Below are 25,737 nucleotides of genomic sequence, written 5' to 3' on the forward strand. Positions count from 1 at the left end.
GTTTTTTAAAACCTTTTTTTGGACGAACGTGTCCTATGCTTTCTTACAGCGTCTACAAAGTTGGAAGAACGGAATTTTGTGGCGAAAGAAAAATAATTGCTGCATCGATTTCCGCACCGCTCAAAATGGTATTGGTTGCCTCGCCCGATTATTTGGCACAACACGGTTCGCCGAAAAATATTGATGATCTGCAACAGCACCGCCTCATCGGCATAAAACTCTCCGCTGAACACGGCACGGAGATGCAGTGGGAATTCAAATACAAAAAAGAGCTGATTACGTTCACACCAAAATCGCACTTTTCCATCAACAATCATCTGCGTCTGCAAGCCGTTTCAGACGGTCTTGGCATTGCGTGGATAGCACATATGAGCGTAGCGGATGCACTCAATTCGGGGCACCTGGTCGAGCTGTTGCCTGAATACGCAATCACTTACGCTCCGCTTTATCTCTATTACCCCAGCCGCCGCGGGTATTCCAATGTGTTTAAGTTGATTGTGGATGCGCTGCGGGTGGAGGTCGTCTGAAAATGTAAAAGCAGCCTGACTTCTTTGCATGGATTTCAGACTGCTTTTTGCTTTCAGGTAGCCTTATAGCTTCTAGGAGACCTTATTCATATACCGCCTGCCACATTGCGTTCTGCACCGCCTGTACCCAGTTTTCAGGCTGCTTGGTCGCTACACCGTCCTTGACCGCCTGTTTGGCAACAGCAACAGCAACAGTAGCAGACGATGCTCGCAGGTTATTCACCGATGGCAGGAGCGACGCGCCTTCGTCCTGCGGATTGACTTGCGAGGCGACTGCTTCAGCTGCAGCCAGCAGCATCCCGTCAGTAACGTGTTTCGCACCGGAAACGATAACTCCCAGCCCCAACCCTGGGTAAAGCATGGCGTTGTTAGCTTGACCGATTTCGTAGTTCACGCCTTTATACGGCACGGGTGGCACGGGGATGCCGACAGAAATGAGCGCTTTGCCATCCGACCATTTTATAGCCTCACTCGGCATCACTTCGATTTTCTCGGTCGGGTTAGATAACGGCAGCAGAATTGGGCGCTCTACGCCCGCACATAGGGCTTTGACTACGTCTTCAGTGAATGCGCCGTGATCGGTGGATGTGCCAATCAAGATAGTCGGTTTTACTTGTTTTACAACTTCGAGCAAGCCGATTTTACCGTCCGTTTTCGCCCAGTCGGCAACTTCAGTGGCGGGGCGGGCATATTCCTGCTGGTAATCAGGCAAGCCGTCCATGTCATCAGTAACCAGTCCGTTGATGTCAATCAGCCATACGCGTTGTTTCGCTTCTTCGCGACTCAGGCCTTCGCGCTCCATCGCCGCACTGATTTGGTCGGCCATGCCCGTACCTGCGGTGCCTGCACCGTACACCACCAACCGCTGTTCGGCAAAGGTCTGTTTGGTCACTTTCAGGCCAGAGAATACGGCAGCCATCACAATCGCACCCGTTCCCTGCATATCGTCGTTGAAAATACGGTATTGTCGGCGGTTCTCCACCAAAATGCGGCGGGCATTGGACGGACCGAAGTCTTCAAAGTGCAAAAGCGCATTGGGGAACATTTCAGCAGCAGTTTTCAGGTAGCTTGTAATCAATGCGTCGTAGCGTTCGCCACGCACGCGGGCATGGCGATTGCCCAAATAAGCGGGATCATTGAGCAGGACTTCATTATCTGTACCCACGTCTAGATTCACAGCAATGGCACGGCTGGGATGAATGCCCGCAGCAGCAGTATAAACTGCCAATTTGCCGACGGAAATATCCGTGCCGTTCACGCCCCAGTCGCCGATACCCAAAATCTCTTCCGCATCGGAAACCACAATCAAATCTACATCATCTGCACCCAAGCCCAGCGTTTCAAACGATGCGCGGATGTTTTCAGGATGGTTTACATCCAGATAGACAGCGCGCGAACGGCGGTAGTCGCGGCTCCATTTTTTAATCGCTTCGCCGACAGTGGGGTCGTAAACGACGGGTAGCATTTCGGCTAGATGGTCAATCAGGAGTTTGTAGTACAGTACTTCGTTGCGGTTGTGCAGTTGATCGAGAAAGATATATTTTTCAATATCTTTTTCATAGGATGAAAACTGGCGGTAGGCACGCGTGGTCTGTTGTTCGAGCGTTTCCACGACGACAGGCAGGCGGCCAGTCAGGCCATATTTTGCTCGCTCTTCCTGCGTGAAAGCGGTGTCTTTGTTGGTGAGAGGGTTCTGCAGGATGGTGGGGATGTTGCTCATATTGTGTCTCCTGTAAAGGTTAGGAAAAGCTCGTCCGAAAAATGGACTGTTATATTGTACCTAAAAAATACGGATTAAAAGTTAATTTAACAACCTAGGGGCTATTGACAATTCAAAAAAAGAGGCAAAGGATTTAAGATATTGTTTCCACGCAACCATCCCAAACCTTTGCCATGTCCCGAAACACGCTTACAAATGAAACATGGTCAAGACTGTTGCCTATTTTGAAACAGCTTGGCATTTATCGCAAGAAAAATTTACGCAAAACAGTAGAAGGTATCCTGTTTCGCTTACGTACAGACTGCCAATGGGCTGATATACCTAGTTATTTTGGTAAAGCAAACAGCCTTTACCAAAGTTTCAATCGCTGGTCTAAACGCGGCATTTTTACCAAATTATTCAAACATTTGGCAGATACACCCGATATGGAATGGGTCTTTATGGACGGTAGCCATATCCGCGTTCATCAACACGGTATGGGTAAACAATCCATTACGCATCAAGCTGTTGGTAAGAGTATCGGAGGTCATACGTCTAAAATTCATTTAGCGGTTGATGCTTGTGGTAATCCGATTGAATTTATCATTACAGCTGGTAATGTAAATGATATTGTTGTTGCGCCTGATTTATTGGCACAATTGGATTTAAGTGATAATGAAACCGTGTGTGCTGATAGGGGTTTTGACAGTGATACTTTTCATCGGTTAATTCAGTCTAAACAAAGTAAAGCCAATATTCCATATAAGAAAAATAGAGAACATCTTAATGTGGGCACAGATTGGTATTTATATAAAATCAGGCACTTGGTAGAAAACGCTTTTGCACGATTAAAGCATTTTCGTGCGCTGGCAATACGGTACGATAAATTAAAACGTAATTATGAAAGTACTGTATCATTAGCTTGTGCTTTGATTTGGTTGAAATTATAGCTAAAATGTCATTAGCCCCTAAGGATTGTATGATGTTACGCATGCATAATGCCTCTCTAAAGCAAGGGATATAGCCTAATTATATAGTGCGACACACACTTTTTCCAACAATATAAATTATATTCATCACACTTTTTCAAATGAAAAATAGTTGATTTAAGCAATTTTTTAAACTAAAAATGAGATAAAAAGACATCGCGCTTGGCGGTAAATACAGGCTTTTCAGAACACTACCAAGTCGGTTATAACCATATTTTTCACCGCCTGACTATTTGGGATTGACCAAATAAGCTGATGGCATTTTTATTCGTCTTTTTTGGCGAGTTCGCTGCCATGATGTTTGGCTAATTATTACCCAGCTTTACCATCTAAACGCGGTTTGGTCAGCCATGGCGCGTATCGCCAAAAAAATATCCCTAACGATACCGCAAATAAAATTGCCGAACATTTCAAAGAATGTTGATAGGCTGTTTGATTAACCACCAACATGATTGCCGCTAAAGCGCGTAATACAGTCGCCGCCACCATCAACCAAAATGCCACTGTTAAACCTTTGGGTGCAGGGTAAAGCGGTCGTGCTGTATGTCCCAACGCGGTACGCGTCATCATGCCAATCGTTAGCAAACCAATCCCACCCACCGAAATCAGGTGTATTCCCAAACTTGCCAGCACACCATAACCGCCCACAAATTGTGCCATACCCAAAGTCAGCAAACCCACACTCGCCGCAAAATAGCCAGCGTGCAAAATCCACAGCATGGATTCAGGCAAAATGCCTTTGTCAAACCACCGCACACATTGCACAATCCCTAAACTACCTGCCAAAACCCCCAGCACACCTGCTAAAGGTAAGGTTGCCTGAAACATCAATAACATCGCCATTAACATCGGCAAAACCAATGCCCCCAACATTGCCCACATTGGTGATGCTACTTGGGGAATATTCAAACGTCTGGCGGTAAAAAATGGAATAATTCGGTTACCAATCAAGCCGATAAAACCCGAAACCATCACCAATCCAGCCAACAAACCGTTTTGTAATGCCATTGGGCGAAATGGCGTGAGATACGCATGGAAAATGGCGTGTGTGAGTCCAAACATTGCCAACGCAAAAACCGCAATATAATTGCGTGAACTTTTGACTTTGAATACGGAAATGCCCATACCCAGTGCAGCTAACCAATAAAATAGCGTCCCAGTGATGTAACTCAAACCAACTGTGGCACTGAAAAACACGCTAATCCGCGCCACTAACCACAATGCCACCAATACCATTAAAAATTTGCCACGAATCGGTGGTTGTCCAGTCCAAGTGGCGACTGCAGTCAGCAAAAATGCTACGACAATTGCGCCAGTGTAGCCCCAAATCATTTCGTGAGCATGCCAATATTGCACGGGTAATGCGCTTGTGCCAGTGTAGCCGAATCCCCATAATAAAATGGAAATCATGCCATACAAAGCCGCTAATAAATAAAATGGGCGAAATGCCATCGCCCAAATTGGGTGATTGAACCATTTGTTTAACATAGATTATCTTTCAATAGAATGATGATTTGTAGTTTGTGTGTTATTGGTTGTTTAAAATTAAAAAGACTACCGCGTTGTCCGTTCCCTTGTGTACTAGATGTATACGGTGAACGACTATATTTTCAGGCAGCCTGAATGGGTGGCAACGCATATTTTGCCAGTGCTTCAAATAATTCACGTTCTTCAAAACGCGCATGGTCGCGCAATAAAGTTGCAAAAGTTTGATTCCATTGTGCATCATCAAATTGGGCTTCACGAAATAATTGGCGTAACGTGGCGTGTTCGTGTTCAAAACGTTGGCGCAATGTGGCATCGGGCAGTTTGTCCCAAAGCGGTGCAAATAAAGTTTCTTCTTTTAAAAAATGTTTTTCTAAATCAATAAAATGTGCTGTAATGTCTGTTTGATGGTTTGCATTTGGTTCACGCAAAATCCGCGTACACAATGCCAATGTGTGATGATGTTCTTGTGATAATGGTACGAGTGTGGGGTGTCGTTTGAGTGGTTTCATGTGAGCATCCTTTGTTAATATGGATTAGGAGCAATTGACCATTTATTTTACGGTTATTTTTGCGTCAAAAAGATTCATCGGGTGTACAATCTGGTTTATGTTTTCTCTTGAAATTTGACCATTTTTCTTGCAAAACGAACTTCGCAAATAAATGATAAATTGCCTTTAGATGATAGACTGTAAACCAAGTAGCATATAATATGCAATAATTATGAAACTTTAACCGTGAAACCGCAACCATGTATTTAACTCAACAAACCGATTATGCTTTACGTGTGCTGATTTTTGCAGCCATTAATGATGACTCGTTGGTTAATATCGCCACGATTGCCGATGCTTACCAAATATCCAAAAGCCATTTAATGAAAGTGGTTACTGCGTTGGTCAAAGGTGGGTTTTTACACAGTGTGCGCGGTAAAGGTGGTGGTTTGAGGTTGGCGCGTCCAGCTGTAGAAATTTGTGTGGGTGCGGTGGTACGCCACATGGAACATTTGACGGTGGTAGAATGCTTTGGCGAAAATAATCAATGTATTTTAACGCCATGTTGTCGTTTGATGGATATTCTGCATGGTGGCATGAAGGCGTTTTTGTCGCATTTGGATGGCTACACGTTGGCGGATTTAATCGGTAATCGCCAAGCCCATGAGTTGTTGTATCAAAATAAAATTCCCATTGTGATGGAAAATTCGGAAAGTTAGAATCTGTATTCATAGCCAGCGTGGAATAATTTTCGTCCTAGTTGGTAGGAATGTAAGGCACTCCTACTTAGCGTGAAATTCAACGCAGCAAGCGTGCTAAATGGTGTAAAAAGACATCGCGCTTGGCTATGAATACAGGTTCTTAATTCAATAATCGTCAGCTTGTAACTTATTTTCTCAACCGCAACGCATTACTTACCACAATCAGTGAACTGGCACTCATACCAATCGCAGCAATCCATGGCGTTACCCAGCCTGCCATCGCCAATGGCACGACCAGCGCATTGTACAGCGTTGCCCATACCAAATTTTGGCGGATAACGGTTTTTGTTTTAGTGGCTTGCGCGAGCATATTGGGTAATGCTGCAAAATCATCATTTAGCAACACCACGTCCGCGCCATCACGCGCCACGTCCGCGCTGCCTGCTACTGCCACCGATACATTTGCTGCCGCCAATACGGGTGCATCGTTGATGCCATCGCCCAGCATCAAGACGCGTTTACCCGATGCTTGAAGTTGCTGTACATACGTCAATTTGTCTTCGGGTGTGGCAGATGCAACATAATGTGTAATGCCCAGTTGATTTGCCAATTTTACCACTGCTGCTTGGTTGTCGCCGCTTAAAATATGTAACGTAATGTTTTTTTGATGAAATTGTTGTAACATTTTCGCCGCATCGGCTTTTTCCACATCTTGCATCACAAAGGCTGCCTGAAAACCGTGTTGGTTACCCAAAGTAATCAAACTGCCTTGTTGCGCCCATTTGTGTAATTGTTTGGGTGGTGTTCCAGCGATTTGTGTAACAAATTCAGGTTTGCCGATTGACCAAATCTCTGTATTGCCATTGAACGTGATTTGTGCAGAAATACCGTGTCCGATTTTGTTTAATTTTTGTGCAATTTGGATTTCAGGCTGCCTGAAAGTATCGGGAGTGTAATTGATAATTGCTTTGGCAATCGGGTGTTCGGATTGTTGTTCTAATAATTTGGCGATGTGGATTAATTCATTATCTTGCAGGCTGCCTGAAAAATTCACAAATTGATTAACCGACAGTTTTCCTTGCGTTAGCGTGCCTGTTTTGTCAAACACAGCATCGGTAATCTGCGCCAAACTTTCCAACGCATGACCACGCGCAATCAAAATCCCCGAATTTGCCAAACGTCCTGTGCTGGCAGCAAGCGCAGCAGGTGTGGCAAGCGACAATGCGCATGGGCAAGTAATCACCAGCAGCGACACAGTAACCCATAGCGCCTTACTCGCGTCAGCAAAATACCACCAAACTAAAAAGGTTGGAATAGCTAATAAAATCAATGATAAAGTAAAACCTGATGCGTATTTTTCCGCCAATTCTGCTAAATGTGGTTTTTGTGATAAAGCGCGGTCTAGCAGTTTGACGATGTGCGCCAAACGCGTTTGGTTGCCAACTTGTTCTGCTTGAATAATCAATGGACTGGCAATATTTAATGTGCCTGCGGTAACGCGGCTGCCTGAAAATTTGGCAACAGGCACGCTTTCCCCTGTGAGCATTGCTTCGTTGATTTCGCTTTCGCCTTGCAGCACGATGCCGTCCACAGGCACAATTTCGCCCGCGCGTACCACAATCAAATCGCCCATTTTTAATGATACAACTGGGAATTCTTCTGTATTATCATTATTTAAATTCAATAATTTATGGCAAAATGCTGGCACAAGTTTGACTAGGCGTTCTGCCGCATCTCCTGCTTTTCGCCTTGCCGCTTGCTCCATAAATCGTCCCGCCAGTAAGAAAAACACAAACATTGCAATGCTTTCAAAATACATTCCTTGATTAGCATTGTTTATCAGCGCGGACACGCCAGCGATAAAGGTCAGTGTAATCGCCAGTGCAACAGGCGTATCCATGCCTGTACGTTTGTTACGAAAATCGCGGATTGCACCTGCAAAAAACGGTTGTGCCGAATAGAACATTGCAGGCAGCACCATCAAAAAGCCTCCCCAATGCAAAATCGTTAAATATTGTGGTTCAATATCTTGGTACAAATAAGTCGGTAACGCGAACATCATGGTTTGCATACTTGCCAGCCCGGCGACTGCCAAGCGAATCAGCATTTTTTTGCGTTCTTTTTGTGCCTGTGCTTCCACTTTTTGCGCATCATAGGGTGCGGCGGTGTAGCCTGTATTTTGAATTAATGCTAAAATTTCAGATAGTTGTACACGCGAATCGTCCCAACGCACACGCGCACGTTGTGTGCTGTAATTGAGTTCCACTTTGACAATCCCAGTTTGACGCAACAATTTTTGTTCAATCAACCACACGCAAGCGGCGCAAGTGATGCCACTTAACATCAACATGGCTTCTTTTTCATGTTCGGGCAAAATTTCCACAAATTCAGCTTGTACTTCGGGCAAATCATACAATTTGAGTTGCGCTAAAATTTCATCGGGTGGCAAGGCAGCTTTTTCGGCGTTGGCGGTGCGGTTTTTGTAGTAACTGCCCAATCCTGCGTCAATAATCCCTTGAGCTACGGCTTGGCAGCCTGCACAACACGCGGGTTCGTCATGATTTTCGTAGTGAATGGGGAGATGAATATTGTCGGGGACGGGCAAACCACAGTGGAAACAGGATTGAGATTCGGACATAATTTGAACTTTTCAAAGGTTTCAGGCAGCCTGAAAAAATAATTTCAGGCTGCCTTTAAATTATTTTTCATAGTGAAAAGAAAGAATTAAATAATTTCGTTCTTGATTTTTGGCTTGCTGCATTTGTTGTAACCAATGTGCCAATTTTTGTGCTGATACCGTCAGCCCTGCCACAGACACCACCACATATGCCAACTGAATTTCACGCTTTGGCAAATCGGATAATTCAATTTCGGTTAGGCGTTCGTAATCGGGAGGATTGTCGTCAATGGACAATATAATTTTTTTGCCATCTAATTGAATTTGATGAATGTCTTGCCACGAAATGAATTGATTGACAACCGTTTGTCCATGCACATCAATGGCGTAATGAAATTGTATGCCTTGTAATGTTAATGTGATTTTTGGCTTGTGTTTTAACCATTTGATTATCATAATAATAATTAAAATAATACCGCCAATCAACAGCATCTGCGCGATCCATTTTTCCAGCAACGGTTGCATAAATAAGCCCACACCAGCCACCACGCAAATCAAGCCAATAATGAACATGATAATATATTTTAATCGTTGTGGATAAATTTGAATTTCATTCATTTTCAGGCTGCCTGAAATTATTTTTTAACGTAAAAAACAAGAGAGTAAGCATTCTTTTATCAAACCTGTGCCACGGTAAACCATACCGCTATATATTTGCACTGCTGTTGCACCCAAGCGCAATTTTTCCGCCGCATGGCTGCCTGAAAGAATACCGCCCACGCCAATCACAGGGATTTTGCCGTCTAATTCGCGCACCAATGCTGCTAATACACGGTTGGACGCTTCACGTACAGGCGCACCACTTAATCCACCAGCTTCTTGTGCTAGGGGATGTTGTCCTAGCTTAGATTTGTCAATGGTGGTGTTGGTGGCGATAATGCCGTCCATTTCGGTTTGTAGTACGGTTTGAGCGATGCTTTGGATTTGTGTTTCGTCCAAATCGGGCGCGATTTTAACCGCAAGTGGCACATATTTACCGTGAATACTGTGTAATTGTGATTGGCGATTTTTTAATTGAGTCAATAAATTAATTAATTCATTACCGCCTTGTAAATCGCGCAAATTTTTGGTATTGGGCGATGAAATATTCACGGTAATGTAGCTGGCGTGTGGATAAGATTTTTCCAGACACAGCAAATAATCGTCAACGGCTTCGTCAATCGGCGTAGTGGCATTTTTACCGATATTAATACCTAAAATGCCATTAAATTTAGCTGCTTTGACATTTTTAATCAGTGCATCAATCCCATCATTATTGAAACCCATGCGGTTAATCACGGCTTGATGTTCGGGAATGCGAAATAGGCGCGGCTTGGGGTTGCCATATTGCGGACGCGGTGTAACCGTCCCAATTTCTATGAACCCGAATCCCAAAGCAGCTAATTCTTTGATACATTCTCCATTTTTATCCAAACCAGCCGCTAAGCCTACGGGATTGGGAAGTTGCAAACCCATCAGCTGTATGGGTTGGGTGTGTGGATTGACGGGGGTAGGTACGCCCAAAGGGTAGCCGCGTTTAAGGGCTTTGAGTGCGAGTTGATGAGCGTATTCTGGGTCAGTTTTAAACAGCAGCGGTTGAGCTAATTGGTAGAGATTCATGATAATGGATAATAATTATTAAGAAATAATGAATGGCGTATTTTAACGCATTTTGTGATGATACACACTTTTCAGGCTGCCTGAATCACTGGGCAGCCTGAAAAATAGATTCGTTATTATTTAATAATGAGGTGGTACTTCCTCTGCCAAACTGTACGGTTTGTTAGAGTCATCAGATTGGTTTTGTTGCAATTTATTATAAAGCAAGCGTAATTGGGCTTGTTGCAAATCCAATGTTTCGCGCATTTTGGCGATGGTGTCATTTAAATCTGTCAACAATTCATCTTGAAAAGCAATGCGAATTTCCAATTCTGTGATGCGATTATCTAATTCATTCATATTATTACTCAATTTTTTGACCGATTTTTTTCAGGCAGCATTTCAAAAAATGTCGTGTACTGAAAGGCAGCCTGAAAAATTAACCATTTGATTGGTGAATTCGATTTTTTGATTTTAAACGACTACAATACCATCGCTGCAATCCAACCAAATATAAAGAGCGGCACATTATAGTGTAAAAAAGTTGGAATCACGCTGTCTCGCATATGGTCATGTTGTCCGTCCACGTTTAGTCCCATTGTTGGACCAAGCGTAGAATCCGATGCAGGCGAACCCGCATCTCCCAATGCGCCAGCTGTTCCAATGATTGCTATGGTCGCCAATGGTGAAAAACCCAATTGTACGCACATCGGTACATAAATGGCGGCAACAATCGGCAATGTAGAGAATGAGCTGCCAATGCCCATTGTTACCAACAAGCCCACCAACAACATCGCAAATGCTGCCATTGCTTTGCTGCCACCCAATAATTTTAAGCTGCCATCAACCAACGGTTGAATCGCACCAGTGGCTTTCATCACTTCCGCAAATCCTTGCGCGGCAATCATAATCATGCCCACCATTGCCATCATGCGAATCCCTGAATTGAACACATTGTCAGCGTCTTTTCGGCGCACCACGCCCATTATCATAAACACCACAAACCCCAACATTGCCCCCAGCAATAATGCGTTGCCATAGAACAATTGAGTCGCAAAACACATCAAAATCGCCAACACCGCTACGCCACTGCGATACGATGAAATTTCAGGTTGTAAGGCTGCTGCATTTTGATTGGCAACGTCAATATTTCTATTCTCATAAACGCGTGGTTTGCGGTAATGCCAAAATGCCAAAGCTAAACCCGACACCATTCCCAATGCAGGAATCGCCATCGCTGCCATCACATTCACACCACTGACATCCATGCCAGCTTGTTGAATATTGCCTAACATAATCTTTTTCAAGAAAATTTCACCAAATCCATACGGCAAAAACATATACGTTGTTACCAAACCAAACGTCATGATGCAAGTCAACAAACGGCGGTCAATTGCTAATTTGTTAAACACCAGCAACAAGGGCGGCACAACCATCGGAATAAAAGCAATGTGAATTGGAATCACGTTTTGACTCATAATCCCCATCGCCAATAAACCAGCCAATAGAATCCATTTGATTTTACGCAAACTACTGACGCTGTCATTTTGCATTTTGCGCACAATCACGCCAGTAAGTTGCTGTGGCAAACCCGAGTGCATAATCGCAGTCGCAAATGCACCCAATACCGCATAAGACAACGCCGTTGATGCGCCTTTTTCCAAACCTGTTTGGAAATAAGTCATGATGCCTTTGGTGGCTTCGGTTGCACCATCTGGTGTGTAATCCGCCACAGGCAAACCCGCTGCCAAACCACCAGCAAACGCGCCAATAATCAAACTCAACACCACATTGATGCGAAACACCGACAGCACCAACATGACCAAAACACCCGTAATCACAGCATTCATCGTTTGTTATCCTCTCGTCTCATCAAATCAGGCAACCTGAAAAAATAATAAGGAATGATTATACCTTGACGCATTTTAACAAATATTCGGAAATCTTTGCAAATAGATGAGTGATTATTGTTTTTTGCTTTGTTCACGCATCCAATCCCATTGTTTTTTGATGGCATCGGTTACGGCATCTTTTTTCTGTTCAGCGGTTTTTAAGCCAGACGTAATTTTTTTATAATTCAAGCTGATGGCAGGATTATCCATTGTTCCTGTAATGCGTAGGGGCAGGGTGTCTTTGCCATTATTACTTAAAATATTGATGTCTTCACTCATGCGACCGCTATACAAAATCGTTTCGCCTTTTGCTGTCATGTGGACGGCTGGGCTGGTAAAATGGCTATCGGTGGTGTGCTTGCTGATGCCCTGATTGATTTTGCTGGTAAAATCAAAAGTAGAAAACGGCGTACCATTGTCATTATTGGCATTTAAATTCAATGATGTATTATCTTCTGAATTGGCTGCGGCAGCTTTCATTAATTCACGAATGTTGATTCCGTACCAATTACCATCTTTCACATTCATATTCAGGCTGCCTGAAAGATTTTCAGTTAATTCCTGACGCGTTGCACCTGTGGTGGTAAAACTCAAATTCACATCACCTTTACCCGAAATGTGACCACTGCGGAACAAATCTTGCAGCATCGGGCGGACTTGTACGCCTTCGGCTTTTTGTTTCATAACGTATTGTACAGGTTGATTGTTGTTAACTATCAATAAACCTTCGGTGTGTCCGCCATATAAATCTGCGCTAAATGGTTCAAAACGTGCTTCGCTGCTGGTGGCATGGAGCGTGGTTTTGATGTTATTAACTTCCAATGCAGGCAGACTAAGTGTACCAATATCAATGCCCATATGACTGACCAATGCCCCAGTTAGCCAACTGGGGTAGGGGTTATCCACACGTGCTTCGATATTGTCCACATAATTTGCCAAATCCAGTTTCGCCATTTGTAATATACCGTTGATGGTATTGTGTTCGCGTATGATGTCCATGACAACGGGTTGGCGGTCAAATTGTCCTTGAGCTTGTGCATGCCAATTTTTTAAGTTTTTGATTTGCAAGCTGCCCATCCATTCTGACAAGAAACGTGATAAACCATTGGGGCGGTCTTGTCGTGTGGTGATTTGTAGTTTAGGCATATTCAAGCCGTTTTCTACGTGCCAAGTGGCGGGTGCATTCAAATTCACATTTAAATTGTCGCTGGTAGCGGTTTTGGCGGTCAAGTTAACGGTAATTTCATCGCTGGCAAGTTGGGCAGGGTCTAATTTGGCTTGACGCGATGTGAGTGTGCCGTTTAGACGATAGTCGTTCAGGCTGCCTGTAAATACGCTGTTGATATTATTGAGTAATAAATGGTCGTTTTCGCTACCGATGTGGGCGATATTGATATCTGCGTGTCCAGTTAGGCGGTCAGTTCGGATAATTAATTTGTTGTCATCAGAAGTAAACTGATTATTTTTCAAACCAACTTTGCTAACAAGGCTGCCTGAAAATGCCCCACCTGTTTCATGACCTGTAAATTGTAAAATCATGTCGGGCGATATGATGCCTTCGGGAGTTTGTGCAACGTGTCCTTGAACGTTTAATTGTAATTCGTTCCAAAATGGATTCATGGCATTAGCGGTGAAAATATAAGGGCTTTTGCCATCACTTTGACGAATTTGATTGTAGTGAATTTGATTGAGTTCCACGCGTTTACCGAATGCTTGCAGCATCACTTGTCCATTATTGATGTTGATGCGATTAAATTTAACTTTCTGATTTTGTTGTTTAAATAAGTCGGCAAAATTCCACGAACCGTTGTCATCACGCGTGATAACGGTTGCTAAATCGTTTAGCACCAGTTTATCAATTGCCCAATCGCCAAAGACACTTGTCCATGCCACGCCCACGCTGACTTGTTTGATGTTCATGGCGGGTGTTCGTCCGTCTGTTTCGCTTAACATTACGTTTTTCAACACCACAGTTGGGCGCGGAAACAATTGACGTTCCATTTGTGCGTCAAATGTGATTTTGCGCGTTGAACCTTGCATCACATCGGTGCTTAAGCGTTGCAACCGTTCAAAACTGGATAAGTGGTAAAACGTGGCATATGCGCCACCTAAACCAATCGCCGTGACAACGGATAAAATCAAAGTGTTTTTGAACCAACGGCGTTTAAATAAAGGAACAAATGTGGACATAAATCTAAATTCAGCAAAAAATAATTGAGTCAATTTTAGCAAAAAAATATGCAATCTGTGCAAAAACCGCTTTTCAGGCTGCCTGAAAGAGACAGAAAACCCTGAAAATTATGTTATATCCCCTTTTTTGTTTGACAAAGAAAGCAAAATAATGCTAGGGGCTATTGACAATTCAAAAAAAGAGGCAAAGGATTTAAGATATTGTTTGCACACAATCTGTCTCAAATCTCTGCCATGTAATTTAAACTAGCCTTTTATTTTAACTGATGTCCGCCAATTCATCGTATACTTGATTTTCTTCCATTTTATTTTGCAAGAATGTATTAAAATCCCCTAAATGAAAAGCCAATGGATTTTCAGGAATGGATACAATCATTGGCAAACGCGTAACCCCATTTCTGCCCGCCGCGAACGCATAATGCCGCTCATTTTCGCCCAAAATCAACAATGAATCAAACGCCAAATCCACAACATCAACCGGAAATCTGGCTGATAATTCAAAAATATCCTGATGAATTTGTCGGGCGATTTTGCGCGATTGCTTTCTCAATTCTTCTAATTTAATGTGAATGCGGTCATTGCTTTTGAACATTTTTTCCATAAATGATGCTTTACGCTCTAATTGTTCTTCTAATTCATGGATTTGTGTATCCAAATAATCATTTTCACGGATATTGGCTTGAATAATTTGGTTTAAATAATGCAACGGTTGTTGTAATAAATCATGATTTGCGTCCCATTGGTAATTATTTTGAAAACACACAAAAATAAATTCACGGCGTTTTTCCAAAAAGGTCGCATATGCTACCAATCGGCTAAACAAATGTTCCGCATTTTCATTCAACAGCAAAGCAGGTTGAGATAAAAAATCTTTAAATGTACTCAATATATTGCCAAATAATTGGCGAACACCAATATACAAATATTCCTGTTCATCAGCATTACGCGCCACGCGGCGAACTGCAAACTCTATTGGCTCCAAAATCTGTTTTATCAAAATATGTTCATATTGCTGCAACCGTTCTTTGATAAGCTTGTCAATCTGCATACCACTCAATTCTATCGGATCAAATAAAAGCGGCAATAATTCGGTTTCGTGCGCTAATTCCAACTCCGTTAAAAATTCAATCACGGCTTGATTGATGGTTGATTCAATGGTAATAATATTTTCAACCTGTAATTTAAACCGCGCCAAATACGTGGCATCAGCATTGACAAGCATTGCAGTGTTGACCGCAGCACCAGTCAACAAAACATGTTCGTTTGAAAATAAACTTTCTTCGCGTAAAAATCGGCGCAACGCAAACGGATTGACATCAGATTCAATCGCAGGGCCAATCACAAATAAATATTTGGACGCACGCACAATTTCCAATTGACGGATTTTTTGTTCTCGACACAAAAATTGACTAAGTAACGGATGAGACATTTGCGCTACTTGGCGATTACGCATGGTTTTAAACCAGTAACCCAATAATTGTTGTTTCAGAAATACTTCATTAATAAATGTTTTTACAATACTCGCATTCAAACCACGTCTATTTTCGGGGATTTCCAAATCTTTCTTTTCACGAATCACTCGTGCTGCCGCATAAATAAATCCAGAATACAATTTTTGTTTAATTAATTGATATTCTAAATTATTTTTTGCATCTAATTGTTCAATTTGTCCCAAAATGTTTTCTAAAAAATCAGCAATTTGGTAAACACTATTATATGTTTTAAATGTTTGAAAATGAATCAATATTTTTTCTGCAAAAATCCGAATGTGTCGCGCATTCGCTGGAATGCTTGCCACAATATTCTCTAAAGGAACATTAATTTCACCACGAAATTCAAATTTTTTAATCTCACTGTTCCAAAAGATTTGATTAGGCGCAAGAATTTGTTCAGCAATATTTCTGCGGTCTTGAGCGGAAATATTGCTGAACAAATTGTAAAGGTAATCCTGCCAAAATACATCCAAATGCGGATTAACTTGGGTAACTTGGCTGCGAAGCGGATACGGAATGTAATTCTTTGGATAATCAGGTCGCTCGGCAGTATGGGTAGGCGCAGATGTCGGCATCATATTGATCAAAATAAAAAATTATTATCAGACTGCTTGAATATCTTTCATATTTAGGCAGCCTGAAAACACCAAACTAAAATATAGTGGTCGCATTCTAACATAAAAGCTGTACAAAACTTCTACGCAATTGCACGTCCATTGTGGCAAATTCACTACATTTCACTGTAATTCGCACCGCCTCCCCCTTCGGGACACGTCCAAATGATGTTTTGCGTAGGGTCTTTAATGTCGCACGTTTTGCAATGAACACAGTTAGTGGCATTGATTTGCAAGCGTGGCGCACCATTTTCATGCACAATTTCATACACACCAGCAGGACAATAACGCGTTTCAGGACTCGCATATTCTTGATAATTCACATCAATTGCCAAACGCGGATGACGCAATTGCAAATGCGATGGCTGATTTTCTTCGTGTGCCACATTCGCTAAAAATACACTGCTCAAACGGTCAAACGTGATTGTGCCATCGGGTTTTGGATAATCAATCGGTTGACAATAAGCGACTTTTTTCAGGCTGCCTGAATCCGTACCGTGATGTTTTAATGTCCAAAAACCACGCCCTTTCAACACGTATTGCTCCAAGCCCGTGTATGCCATCGCTGGCAATAAACCCCATTTGAAAGACGGACGAATATTGCGAACTTCATGCAATTCATCGTATAACCAACTGTGTTCAAATAAAGTTTCATAATCTTGGGCAATCAAATTTTGTTCAGGCAACTCGCCATCGTGTTGCACCAACATCGGAAACACTGCTTGTGCCGCCAACATCGCCGATTTCATTGCAGTATGCGCACCTTTAATGCGCGGTACATTCAGAAAACCAGCCGCATCACCCACCAACACACCACCTGCAAACGCCAAATGCGGCAAACTCTGCAAACCACCTTCCACTAAAGCACGCGCACCATAAGCAATGCGTCTGCCTCCTTCTAATGTGGCGCGAATACTGGGATGTAATTTCCAGCGTTGGAACTCTTCAAATGGCGACAAATAAGGATTTTGGTAATCCAAACCCACCACAAAACCTACCGCCACCTTATTGCCGTCAAAATGATACGCAAAACCACCACCATAGGTTTTCATATCCAAAGGATAACCCACCGAATGCACCACTAAACCCGCTTGCGATTTTTCAGGCTGCACTTCCCAAATTTCTTTGATGCCCAAACCATAAGTTTGCGGTTGGCAATCGCGGTCTAATGCAAATTGTTGAATAATTTGTTTACTTAATGAACCGCGTGCCCCTTCAGCGAAAATGGTTTGTTGGGCGTGTAATTCCATGCCAGCTTGAAAATTATCAGTAGGTTGCCCATCTTTGCCAATGCCCACATCACCTGTGGCGACACCTTTCAGGCTGCCATCTGCGTGGTACAATAATTGCGCACCCGCAAAACCTGCATAAATTTCCACACCCAAATTTTCGGCTTGTTCTGCCAACCATTTGCATAATACGCCTAAACTAACGATGTAATTCCCATGATTTTGGAAACTTGGCGGCGTAAAAGGCAATTTAAATTCACTGTCTTGTGTTAAAAACAAAACTTGGTCTTCGGTAACACTGCGTGTGAGTGGTGCATTCATTTCGCGCCAATTAGGCAATAATTCATTCAAGGCAATCGGATCAAACACCGCACCAGCCAAAATATGTGCACCCACTTCACTGCCTTTTTCCAATATACAAACGCTGATATCGCGTTGTTGTTCGGCGGCGATTTGTTTCAGGCGAATCGCAGCAGACAAACCCGCCACGCCTGCTCCAATAATCACGACATCGTATTGCATACTGTCGCGTTCAATGATTTGCGTCATGTTGTGTGTCCTTAGTGTTTTAGTAATGGGTAGATTTTAACATTATTAATTAATTATTTTATCTTCAGGCTGCCTGAAAGAATAACACGCCACGTTTACACAGGATTGGCTTCATCAAAAAAATGCGCCTGCACACCAAAATCTCGCACCAACGCTGCCCCCAATGCTTGCACGCCATAACGTTCAGTCGCGTGATGCCCTGCACTAATAAACGCCAGCCCCGTCTCATTGGCTAAATGATATTGCGCTTCTGAAATTTCACCCGTGATGTACACGTCTGCGCCAGCATCAACAGCAGCCTGAAAAAATCCCTGCGCACCACCCGTACACCACGCTACTTTTTTCAGGCTGCCTGAAAGATTACCCACACACACAGGTTTACGCTGCAACACATTTTCCAAATGCGCCGCGAGTTTGGCTAAAGTATTTTGATTATCGGGCAGTGTACCCAAATTCATCAAATTTTGTTCGCCAAATGTGCTTTCAAGTTGCCAACCGCATTGTTGAGCCAATTGGACATTATTGCCCCATTGTGGGTGTGCATCCAATGGCAAATGGTAACCGACCAAATTCACATTATTTTTTAATAACAAAGCAATGCGTTCACGTTTCCAACCTGTGATGGTGGCAAGTTCACTTTTCCAAAACATACCATGATGCACCAACAACATTTGTGCGCCTTGCTGTACAGCGAATTCAATCGCAGCATAACTGGCAGTTACGGCGGTTACGATGGTGTGAATATCATCTGCGCCTTCCACTTGCAAGCCGTTTGGGGCGTAATCTTTAAATTGTTCGGTGCGTAAATTGGTGTTGCACCAATTGAGGATGTCTTGACGATTTGCCATTTGCTGACCCTAAAATTATCAAAATGTAAAACGGGTATTCTACCAAATTATTCTAAAATAAAAGGCAGTTTGCCATAACAAATAACGACATTAATTATCCAACTCAATACAAAATGCATAGAATGGTTAAATTTTAATTGATAAAAAATCTTATTTATGTATAATGTGTCTGTCATTCCCTGCACCAGCAAAAACGGCCCAATTTGATGAGTTCAAAATGGGTCGTTTTTGTTTTCAGGCAGCCTGAGAAACTGTATCCACAGCATTTCACGTTGGCATGAATACAGGTTCTTATTTTAAACGATTATAATTTTTAGGCAGCCTGAAAATAAATGCACACAAAAATGTTATAATTTCAGCCATTTTTTTCATTTTTATTTCGGGTCGCCTGAAAAACAAAATTCTATGCAAAATATATTTCAAACCGTTTCTCAAGATTTATTACAAGCCAATCAAATCGGTGCAGAAGAGATTGCTCAATCACTCGCTATTATTGGTAGACATTATGTTGATTATGCGGATATTTACTGTCAGCGAACCGCTTACGAAAGCTGGCATTTAGATGAAGGCATTGTCAAATCAGGCAGCTTTCAAATTGACCAAGGCGTTGGTGTACGTGCTGTGTCGGGAGAAAAAACCGCATTTGCTTACGCCGACAGTTTAACCACTGATGCCATTCAACGTGCTGCTGAAACCGTCAAAGTAATTGGCGCATCTGGCAATACCGTGCCGATTCGTGTGCCTACACCTGTGTTTGGTAAGGCGATACATGGTGCATTTAATCCCATTGTTGGTTTGGATTCGGCAGCCAAAGTTGCTTTATTACAAAAAGTTGAACAATTAGCGCGTGCAGCAGATTCGCGCGTGGTGCAGGTAATGGCGGGTTTAACTTGTGAATATGATATGGTGTACATTGCCCGATTGGACGGTAAGCACGCGGCAGATATTCGCCCATTGATTCGTTTGTCATTGACTGTGATTGTCAAACAAGGTAACCGCCGTGAGCAGGGCAGTTCTGGTGGAGGAGGGCGTTTGGATTTGCGTTATTTTGATGATGCGAAAATTGAACAATATGTGTCTCAAGCCGTGAAACAAGCGGTAATTAATTTAGAAGCACGCCCTGCCCCTGCGGGTGTGATGCCTGTTGTGTTGGGTAATGGTTGGCCAGGTGTGTTGTTGCATGAAGCAGTGGGACACGGTTTGGAGGGCGATTTTAATCGCAAACAAACCAGTGTATTCACAGGAAAAATTGGTGAGCAAGTCGCTGCCAAAGGCGTTACCGTCATTGACCAAGGTAATATTCCCGACAGACGAGGCAGCCTGAATATTGATGATGAAGGTAATCCAACAAGTCGTACAGTTCTCATTGAAGACGGTATTTTGATGGGTTATATGCAAGACGAAACCAATGCTCGACTCATGGGCATGGACGTTACTGGTAACGGCAGACGCGAAAGTTATTCATCTGTAACCATGCCACGTATGACCAACACATTCATGGAAAACGGTATATACGAACGTGATGAAATCATTGCCAGTTTAGACAAAGGCATTTATGCGGTGAATTTTGGTGGCGGACAAGTGGATATTACCAGTGGTAAATTTGTGTTCAGCGCGTCGGAAGCGTGGTGGGTGGAAAACGGACAATTGCAATATCCAGTCAAAGGCGCAACCATTATTGGCAGTGGCACGGAAGTATTGAAACACGTTTCCATGATTGGTAATGATAGTGCATTGGATTCGGGTGTGGGTGTGTGTGGCAAAGATGGGCAGAGTGTTCCTGTGGGTGTGGGGCAGCCGACTTTGCGAATTGATGCTGGCTTAACGGTTGGCGGTAGTGAAGTTTGATTGATAAAATTTTTCAGGCTACCTGAAAACTATTACAAAGGAATTCAGATGAATTTAGAAGAATTGTCAAATATGATTAGTGGGTTATTTGCGCGTGAAGAATTTACGGCACATTTATTACAACGCAGTTTCAGGCAGCCTATTGGTTGGATTGAGCTGGCTGGTGTGATTGTATTGGGCATCATATTACAAATATTCAGTCATCAACTTATTAAAAATCAAAAATTAGATAATATTCAAAATCGCTTTGTGAAACATTTGGCGGAACGTTTGTTGTTTCCTGCCATGATGTTGTTTAGTGGTACGATTTTGTTGTTGGTGTGCAATGCGTTGGATTTGACGGTGGTGTGGTTGCGTTTATTTGTGTTTGGCGCAAGTTGGATGCTGATGATTCGCGTGGTGCTGGCGTTGTTAAAATTTGCGCTGCCTGCTGGGCGATTGAGCAGCAGTTTAGAGCATCAATTGGCGACATTTTTGTGGGCATATTTTTTGCTGTGGGTCATTGGGTTTGATGATTTGATGATTAATTGGGCAAAATCGCTGCAATTTAGCATCGGCTCAAGCAAATTGAGTTTATTTACATTGATTACGGGTATTTTGTGGGTGGGCATCATCATGATTTTCATGATGTGGCTAGCAAAATGGCTGGATAGTCAATTGATGTCAAGTAAACATCTGGATATTAACCTACGGATTGTATTGAGTAAAATCATCAAAACCCTATTGATGGTGTTATCGGTATTGATTGCGTTACCAATTGTGGGGATTGATTTGACGGTGCTGTCGGTGTTTGGTGGTGCGTTGGGTGTGGGATTGGGTTTTGGCTTGCAGAAAATTGCGAGTAACTATGTGTCTGGATTTATTATTTTGGCAGACCGTTCCATTCGTCCTGGAGACCGTTTAACTGTGAATAATTTTACGGGTTATGTAACGGAAATTACATCGCGTTTTGTGGTTTTACGCAGTGGTACGGGGCAAGAGGCCTTGATTCCAAACGAAACTTTTGTAACCAGCACCGTGATTAACGAATCTTATACAGGCAAATCTTTGTATCAGACGTTGAATGTACAAGTAGCGTATCATACTGATTTAACACTGGCTTTGGAGATTTTGGAACAAGCTGCTGCTGCCCAAGAGCGAGTAGAAGGTAAACCCAGTGCGTATTTGATTGGATTTGGCGATAATGGCATTGATTTGCGTGTGGGATTTTGGGTGCGCGACCCTGAAAATGGTTTCTTAGGTTTGTATTCGGCGATTTTGATGACGATTTGGAAACGATTTAATGAAGAAGATATTGAATTTCCATTTCCACAACGTGAAATCCGCATTCTGCCTGAAGAGCAAACGCCCAGTGATATGGCTATTCTCAAAGCGGGTCTGCAAGCCCAGCAAGATACCAAATCCAATGAACCAATTGATTCTTGATTTTGTGTTGAGGATTTCAACATGAATTTGTTTGGCAAATTCATTTTCAGGCAGCTTGAAACTTTTGCAAAAAAACTTTCATAACGATGTAGTTACATGACTGTAATTTTTGGTTTTAGACGAAAAATGGAGATTTTGCAAAAGTTCTGGTCTGAAGATATTTTAACCCATTGTTTTCACATTGCCATTCAAACCAATCAGCCATACTTTTGCGCCAATTTTTTGAGTGGCTGCCTGAATATTTGCTTCAGAGCTAACCGCAAACGCCGTGGATAATGCGTCCGCCAGTGCTGCAGATTTCGCCAACACACTCACACTTTGATAACGTGGGGTGCTGTTGCCTGTTCGTGGGTCAAATAAATGCGTGAATTTGCCCTCTGCATCAAACGGTGTCCCATAACCGCTTGATGTGGCAAGCGCATTGTTTTGTAATGGAATTTGATGATGAGGTAATGCGCCACTGCCTTTTGGGTTTTGGATTTTGGCAAATTCGGGGTGTTGTTTGAGTGTATCCAAATACCGTATTTCACCCATATTGACTAGCGCGTGGTTCATGCCCTGTTGTTGCAATAATTGCGTGATACGGTCGGTAATATAACCCTGCGCGATGCCATTCAACGTAATGACCATACCTTTTTGATTAAACGCAATTTTTTGTGGAGAAATCAGCATATTGTGTAAACCAACCCGTTTTAAGGCAGCCTGAAGATTGGGGGCAATCTTGCTTTTTGGGTTACGCTGAAAATGGTTGGCATAGCGTTGCCACAGCACCTGCACGGTTGGGTCAAACGCGCCATTTGTCAATGAATGAATGCTCTGTGCTTGGCTCAATACTGCCAATAAATCAGCAGATGGTGCGTTCAGGCTGCCTGCACGATTTAAACGCGATACTTGGCTATTTTCACAATATACGCTAAAAATATTTTCTAGACGATTCACTTCTGCAATTGCTTGTTGAATCAGATTTTCTGCTACAGCAGGATTGTTGTGATACAAACGCAATTCCGCGTTTGCACCCAAAGCCACACCGCGCCAAATCACGGGTTGGGGCGAATCATTTTGGGCAAAAGTTGGAGAAACAAGTGCGCTGACCGACATCGCAGCAGTAATACCGATAAAACGGCGGCGAGTAATTTGCATGATATTTCCTTCATTATTTGTAAATAAATTCATCTGGCACTTCGTCAAATTTAACCATTTTACCGCCATTTTTGTGGATAAAATCTTGTGCTTTGACGATATCGGAAAATGGTAATGCGTCTACTGTTCCCATGCCACCGATGAATTTGCTGTCAATGACATAATAGGCAGTTTTTGCGTCAATCCATGCGCTGTCGGCATTGGGGTTGTGCCAGTCGGTTACTTTGCTCATGTCGGTTACATAAATGGCGGTAATGTCTTTGGGTTCGCCAGGATGGCGCGTGAAGCCAATCGCTTGATTTACCGTAGAAAACCAATACGGCTTATCGGGTTGGCTTTGTACGAAAATTTGCGCTTTACCGCCGTAGTGTTCGTTTAGATTCATGGTGCAATAATAGCCTTTGGCTTGTTCGGTAATGGCTTGCGGCGGTGGTGGTGCGCTGGTGGTTTCAGTTTGCGAACACGCGGCAAGTAGGATTGTAGTTAATAAAATATTTAAATTTTTCATAGTATTATCTTTTCAGGCTGCTTTAACAAGAAATATTTGTGTTGGTCATACAGGTTCTAAATCTGTCTGCGATTAAATAGCCACGCCGCCAAACCAAACGGCACGGCAATCCAGCCCACTTGTGCAGCAATCAGCACGAATTTTGTCAGCCCAATTTGTTCGCTCACACCTGCCAAACCTGCATACATCGCTGTGTTTTCAAAACCGGTCAAATTCAGCAGACGATAAATATCGGTGGGATTAAACAACAAAATATTTTCTAAAATTTTGGCATTGATGGCGTGCTGACCATCAGCAACCAAAATTCCCAATAACGCCATGTCAAAAATCACCACAAAAAATAACCAAACGCCAATCGCTAAACCTGCCGCTGTACCGCGCTCTTTGACTTTCGCGCTAATCAAGTAGCCCAACGACAAAAACGCCGCACCCAGTAACACGCTTGCCGCAATCAGCAAGAAAAACGGTTTCCACGCAGCAGCCTGAAAGCCACCAAAATTATATTGCAAAATCAAACCTGCCAAGCCATAACCGATTGTTGTTGCGGCGGTTAGCATCGTGGTATGCCCAATAAATTTGCCCACTAAAATCTGCCAACGCAAAAGTGGGTAACTCAACAATAATGCCATCGTGCCACGTTCAATCTCGCCAATCAGCGCGTCATACGCCATCAACATCGCAATCAGCGGAATCAGAAAAATGGACAGACTGGACAAACTCACGACCGTAACCGTAAGTGGATCCACTTTGACGCTGCCAGTTGGTGCGCTGCCCATAAAACCCAGCGCAAGTGCCAGTGCAAACATCAGCACAGTCGCTGCAATAACCCAACGATTGCGGAGGTTATCACGGATTTCTTTTTGAGCAATGATTAAGATTGGAGACATGATTTATTCTCTTGATTTAATTTGTGTTTGTGGTTTTCAGGCTGCCTGAAACTACACATCTTCCCGTTTCAAAAATTCGGCGTACATTTCGTCTAAAGTCGGCGTGTGAATGTCCAGTTGCGCCACGTTGTCCAAGCTGCCCAATTCGTGTAGACGCGCCATTTTTTCCGTTTCGGCGCATTGCGTTTCGTATTTCAGGCAGCCTGAAACTTGCCAATGTTCGGGCAATGCTGTTTCGTGCGTCAGTTGTGCCACAATTTTGGTTGGTAAACCGCTTTGAATATGCAATTCGTGCATATTGCCGTCTGCGACTTTATGCCCATTTTTCATTACCACAATGCGGTCGGCGTGTCCGTCCAATTCCGCCAGTGCGTGTGTGGAAAGCAATACCGTTGCGCCGCGTTGTTTTAACTCATTGATAATTTGATAAAACATTTGGCGAGATGCGGGGTCTAAGCCTGTGGTCGGTTCATCTAATAACAGTAATTTGGGTTCGCCCAACAATGCTTGCGCTAATGCCAACCGTTGTCGCATTCCTTTGGAATATGCGCCGACACGTTTATGTGCGGATTGAGCGATGCCGACACGTTCTAGCAACGCATGATTATGCGCCAAATCTGTTCCTTTTAATTTTGCATAAAAATCAAGTGTTTCTTTGCCTGTAAGCGATGGGTGCAGTGCAACTGTTTCAGGCAAATAGCCCATTTGGCAGCGAATGGCAGCAGAGTGTCCGCGCGAAATGTCTTCGCCAAACAAAGTAATACTGCCTGAACTTGGGCGAATCAAACCCAAAATAAGTTTCATCATGGTGGATTTGCCCGCGCCGTTGTGTCCTGCCAAACCGACACATTCTCCCGCATGAAGTGCTAAGTTGACATCATTAACGGCTTTTTGTGTGCCGTATTGTTTGGTTACATTGTTTAATATTAGATGTTGATTATTCATAATTGGTTAATTTCAGGCTGCC

21 protein-coding genes are annotated in these 25,737 nt (G+C 43.0%); 5 read left to right on the forward strand and 16 right to left on the reverse strand.

Features of this window, described 5'->3' with window-relative positions:
* Positions 1 to 35 precede the first annotated feature (35 nt).
* The gene (locus BWP33_RS04635; protein WP_002641724.1) at positions 36 to 527 is read left to right on the forward strand and encodes a LysR substrate-binding domain-containing protein; all 492 of its coding nucleotides are present in this window, start codon (positions 36 to 38) and stop codon (positions 525 to 527) included.
* An 82-nt stretch (positions 528 to 609) separates the two neighbouring features.
* On the opposite strand, the gene BWP33_RS04640 is transcribed toward BWP33_RS04635, so the two are convergent.
* The gene (locus tag BWP33_RS04640; RefSeq protein ID WP_002641723.1) at positions 610 to 2,247 is read right to left on the reverse strand and encodes an NAD-dependent malic enzyme; all 1,638 of its coding nucleotides are present in this window, start codon (positions 2,245 to 2,247) and stop codon (positions 610 to 612) included.
* Positions 2,248 to 2,420: 173 nt separating this feature from the next.
* Between BWP33_RS04640 and BWP33_RS04645 the strand changes: the two genes are divergently transcribed.
* Positions 2,421 to 3,176: an IS5 family transposase gene (locus BWP33_RS04645; protein ID WP_104930321.1), complete on the forward strand. Its 756-nt coding sequence runs from the start codon at positions 2,421 to 2,423 to the stop codon at positions 3,174 to 3,176.
* A 351-nt stretch (positions 3,177 to 3,527) separates the two neighbouring features.
* Here BWP33_RS04645 and BWP33_RS04650 read toward each other — a convergent pair whose 3' ends face one another.
* Positions 3,528 to 4,703, reverse strand: coding sequence for an NnrS family protein (locus BWP33_RS04650; RefSeq protein WP_002641721.1), 1,176 nt, complete (start codon positions 4,701 to 4,703; stop codon positions 3,528 to 3,530).
* A gap of 122 nt (positions 4,704 to 4,825) precedes the next feature.
* Positions 4,826 to 5,212: a hemerythrin domain-containing protein gene (locus tag BWP33_RS04655; protein WP_002641720.1), complete on the reverse strand. Its 387-nt coding sequence runs from the start codon at positions 5,210 to 5,212 to the stop codon at positions 4,826 to 4,828.
* A gap of 239 nt (positions 5,213 to 5,451) precedes the next feature.
* Between BWP33_RS04655 and BWP33_RS04660 the strand changes: the two genes are divergently transcribed.
* Complete coding sequence (locus tag BWP33_RS04660; RefSeq protein WP_002641719.1) at positions 5,452 to 5,910, forward strand: RrF2 family transcriptional regulator; 459 nt, start codon at positions 5,452 to 5,454, stop codon at positions 5,908 to 5,910.
* A 169-nt stretch (positions 5,911 to 6,079) separates the two neighbouring features.
* Here BWP33_RS04660 and BWP33_RS04665 read toward each other — a convergent pair whose 3' ends face one another.
* The 9 genes from BWP33_RS04665 to BWP33_RS04705 all read right to left on the reverse strand — a co-directional run bounded on the left by BWP33_RS04665 (position 6,080) and on the right by BWP33_RS04705 (position 18,962).
* A complete protein-coding gene (locus tag BWP33_RS04665; RefSeq protein WP_002641718.1) occupies positions 6,080 to 8,530 on the reverse strand; it encodes a heavy metal translocating P-type ATPase in 2,451 nt (816 codons plus the stop codon).
* Positions 8,531 to 8,590: 60 nt separating this feature from the next.
* The gene (locus tag BWP33_RS04670) at positions 8,591 to 9,127 is read right to left on the reverse strand and encodes a hypothetical protein (RefSeq protein ID WP_002641717.1); all 537 of its coding nucleotides are present in this window, start codon (positions 9,125 to 9,127) and stop codon (positions 8,591 to 8,593) included.
* A gap of 24 nt (positions 9,128 to 9,151) precedes the next feature.
* On the reverse strand, positions 9,152 to 10,168 hold the full coding sequence (locus BWP33_RS04675; RefSeq protein WP_002641716.1) for a quinone-dependent dihydroorotate dehydrogenase: 1,017 nt from the start codon (positions 10,166 to 10,168) through the stop codon (positions 9,152 to 9,154).
* A 120-nt stretch (positions 10,169 to 10,288) separates the two neighbouring features.
* Complete coding sequence (locus BWP33_RS04680) at positions 10,289 to 10,507, reverse strand: SlyX family protein (protein WP_002641715.1); 219 nt, start codon at positions 10,505 to 10,507, stop codon at positions 10,289 to 10,291.
* Between the two features lie 122 nt (positions 10,508 to 10,629).
* A complete protein-coding gene (locus BWP33_RS04685) occupies positions 10,630 to 11,997 on the reverse strand; it encodes a Na+/H+ antiporter family protein (protein ID WP_002641714.1) in 1,368 nt (455 codons plus the stop codon).
* Between the two features lie 114 nt (positions 11,998 to 12,111).
* A complete protein-coding gene (locus tag BWP33_RS04690) occupies positions 12,112 to 14,229 on the reverse strand; it encodes an AsmA family protein (protein ID WP_002641713.1) in 2,118 nt (705 codons plus the stop codon).
* A 259-nt stretch (positions 14,230 to 14,488) separates the two neighbouring features.
* The gene (locus BWP33_RS04695) at positions 14,489 to 16,300 is read right to left on the reverse strand and encodes a hypothetical protein (RefSeq protein ID WP_002641712.1); all 1,812 of its coding nucleotides are present in this window, start codon (positions 16,298 to 16,300) and stop codon (positions 14,489 to 14,491) included.
* A gap of 152 nt (positions 16,301 to 16,452) precedes the next feature.
* Entirely contained in the window at positions 16,453 to 18,114 is a 1,662-nt protein-coding gene (locus BWP33_RS04700; RefSeq protein ID WP_002641711.1) for an electron transfer flavoprotein-ubiquinone oxidoreductase, read from the reverse strand.
* 95 nt (positions 18,115 to 18,209) lie between these two features.
* Positions 18,210 to 18,962, reverse strand: a complete 753-nt coding sequence (locus tag BWP33_RS04705; RefSeq protein WP_002641710.1) for a Nif3-like dinuclear metal center hexameric protein — start codon at positions 18,960 to 18,962, stop codon at positions 18,210 to 18,212.
* A 405-nt stretch (positions 18,963 to 19,367) separates the two neighbouring features.
* Between BWP33_RS04705 and tldD the strand changes: the two genes are divergently transcribed.
* Positions 19,368 to 20,810: a metalloprotease TldD gene (gene tldD / locus BWP33_RS04710; protein WP_002641709.1), complete on the forward strand. Its 1,443-nt coding sequence runs from the start codon at positions 19,368 to 19,370 to the stop codon at positions 20,808 to 20,810.
* A 48-nt stretch (positions 20,811 to 20,858) separates the two neighbouring features.
* Positions 20,859 to 22,235 carry a mechanosensitive ion channel family protein gene (locus BWP33_RS04715; protein ID WP_002641708.1) on the forward strand — a complete coding sequence of 459 codons (1,377 nt, stop codon included), beginning with the start codon at positions 20,859 to 20,861 and terminating at the stop codon, positions 22,233 to 22,235.
* A 162-nt stretch (positions 22,236 to 22,397) separates the two neighbouring features.
* On the opposite strand, the gene BWP33_RS04720 is transcribed toward BWP33_RS04715, so the two are convergent.
* The 4 genes from BWP33_RS04720 to BWP33_RS04735 are packed head-to-tail and all read right to left on the reverse strand — an operon-like array spanning position 22,398 to position 25,715.
* Positions 22,398 to 23,375: an FAD:protein FMN transferase gene (locus tag BWP33_RS04720; protein ID WP_002641707.1), complete on the reverse strand. Its 978-nt coding sequence runs from the start codon at positions 23,373 to 23,375 to the stop codon at positions 22,398 to 22,400.
* Positions 23,376 to 23,388: 13 nt separating this feature from the next.
* A complete protein-coding gene (locus tag BWP33_RS04725) occupies positions 23,389 to 23,883 on the reverse strand; it encodes a nitrous oxide reductase accessory protein NosL (protein ID WP_002641706.1) in 495 nt (164 codons plus the stop codon).
* 56 nt (positions 23,884 to 23,939) lie between these two features.
* Positions 23,940 to 24,770, reverse strand: coding sequence for an ABC transporter permease (locus BWP33_RS04730; RefSeq protein WP_002641705.1), 831 nt, complete (start codon positions 24,768 to 24,770; stop codon positions 23,940 to 23,942).
* Between the two features lie 51 nt (positions 24,771 to 24,821).
* The gene (locus tag BWP33_RS04735; protein ID WP_002641704.1) at positions 24,822 to 25,715 is read right to left on the reverse strand and encodes an ABC transporter ATP-binding protein; all 894 of its coding nucleotides are present in this window, start codon (positions 25,713 to 25,715) and stop codon (positions 24,822 to 24,824) included.
* Positions 25,716 to 25,737 lie beyond the last annotated feature (22 nt).

Source organism: Simonsiella muelleri ATCC 29453 (assembly GCF_002951835.1).
GTDB lineage: Bacteria > Pseudomonadota > Gammaproteobacteria > Burkholderiales > Neisseriaceae > Simonsiella > Simonsiella muelleri.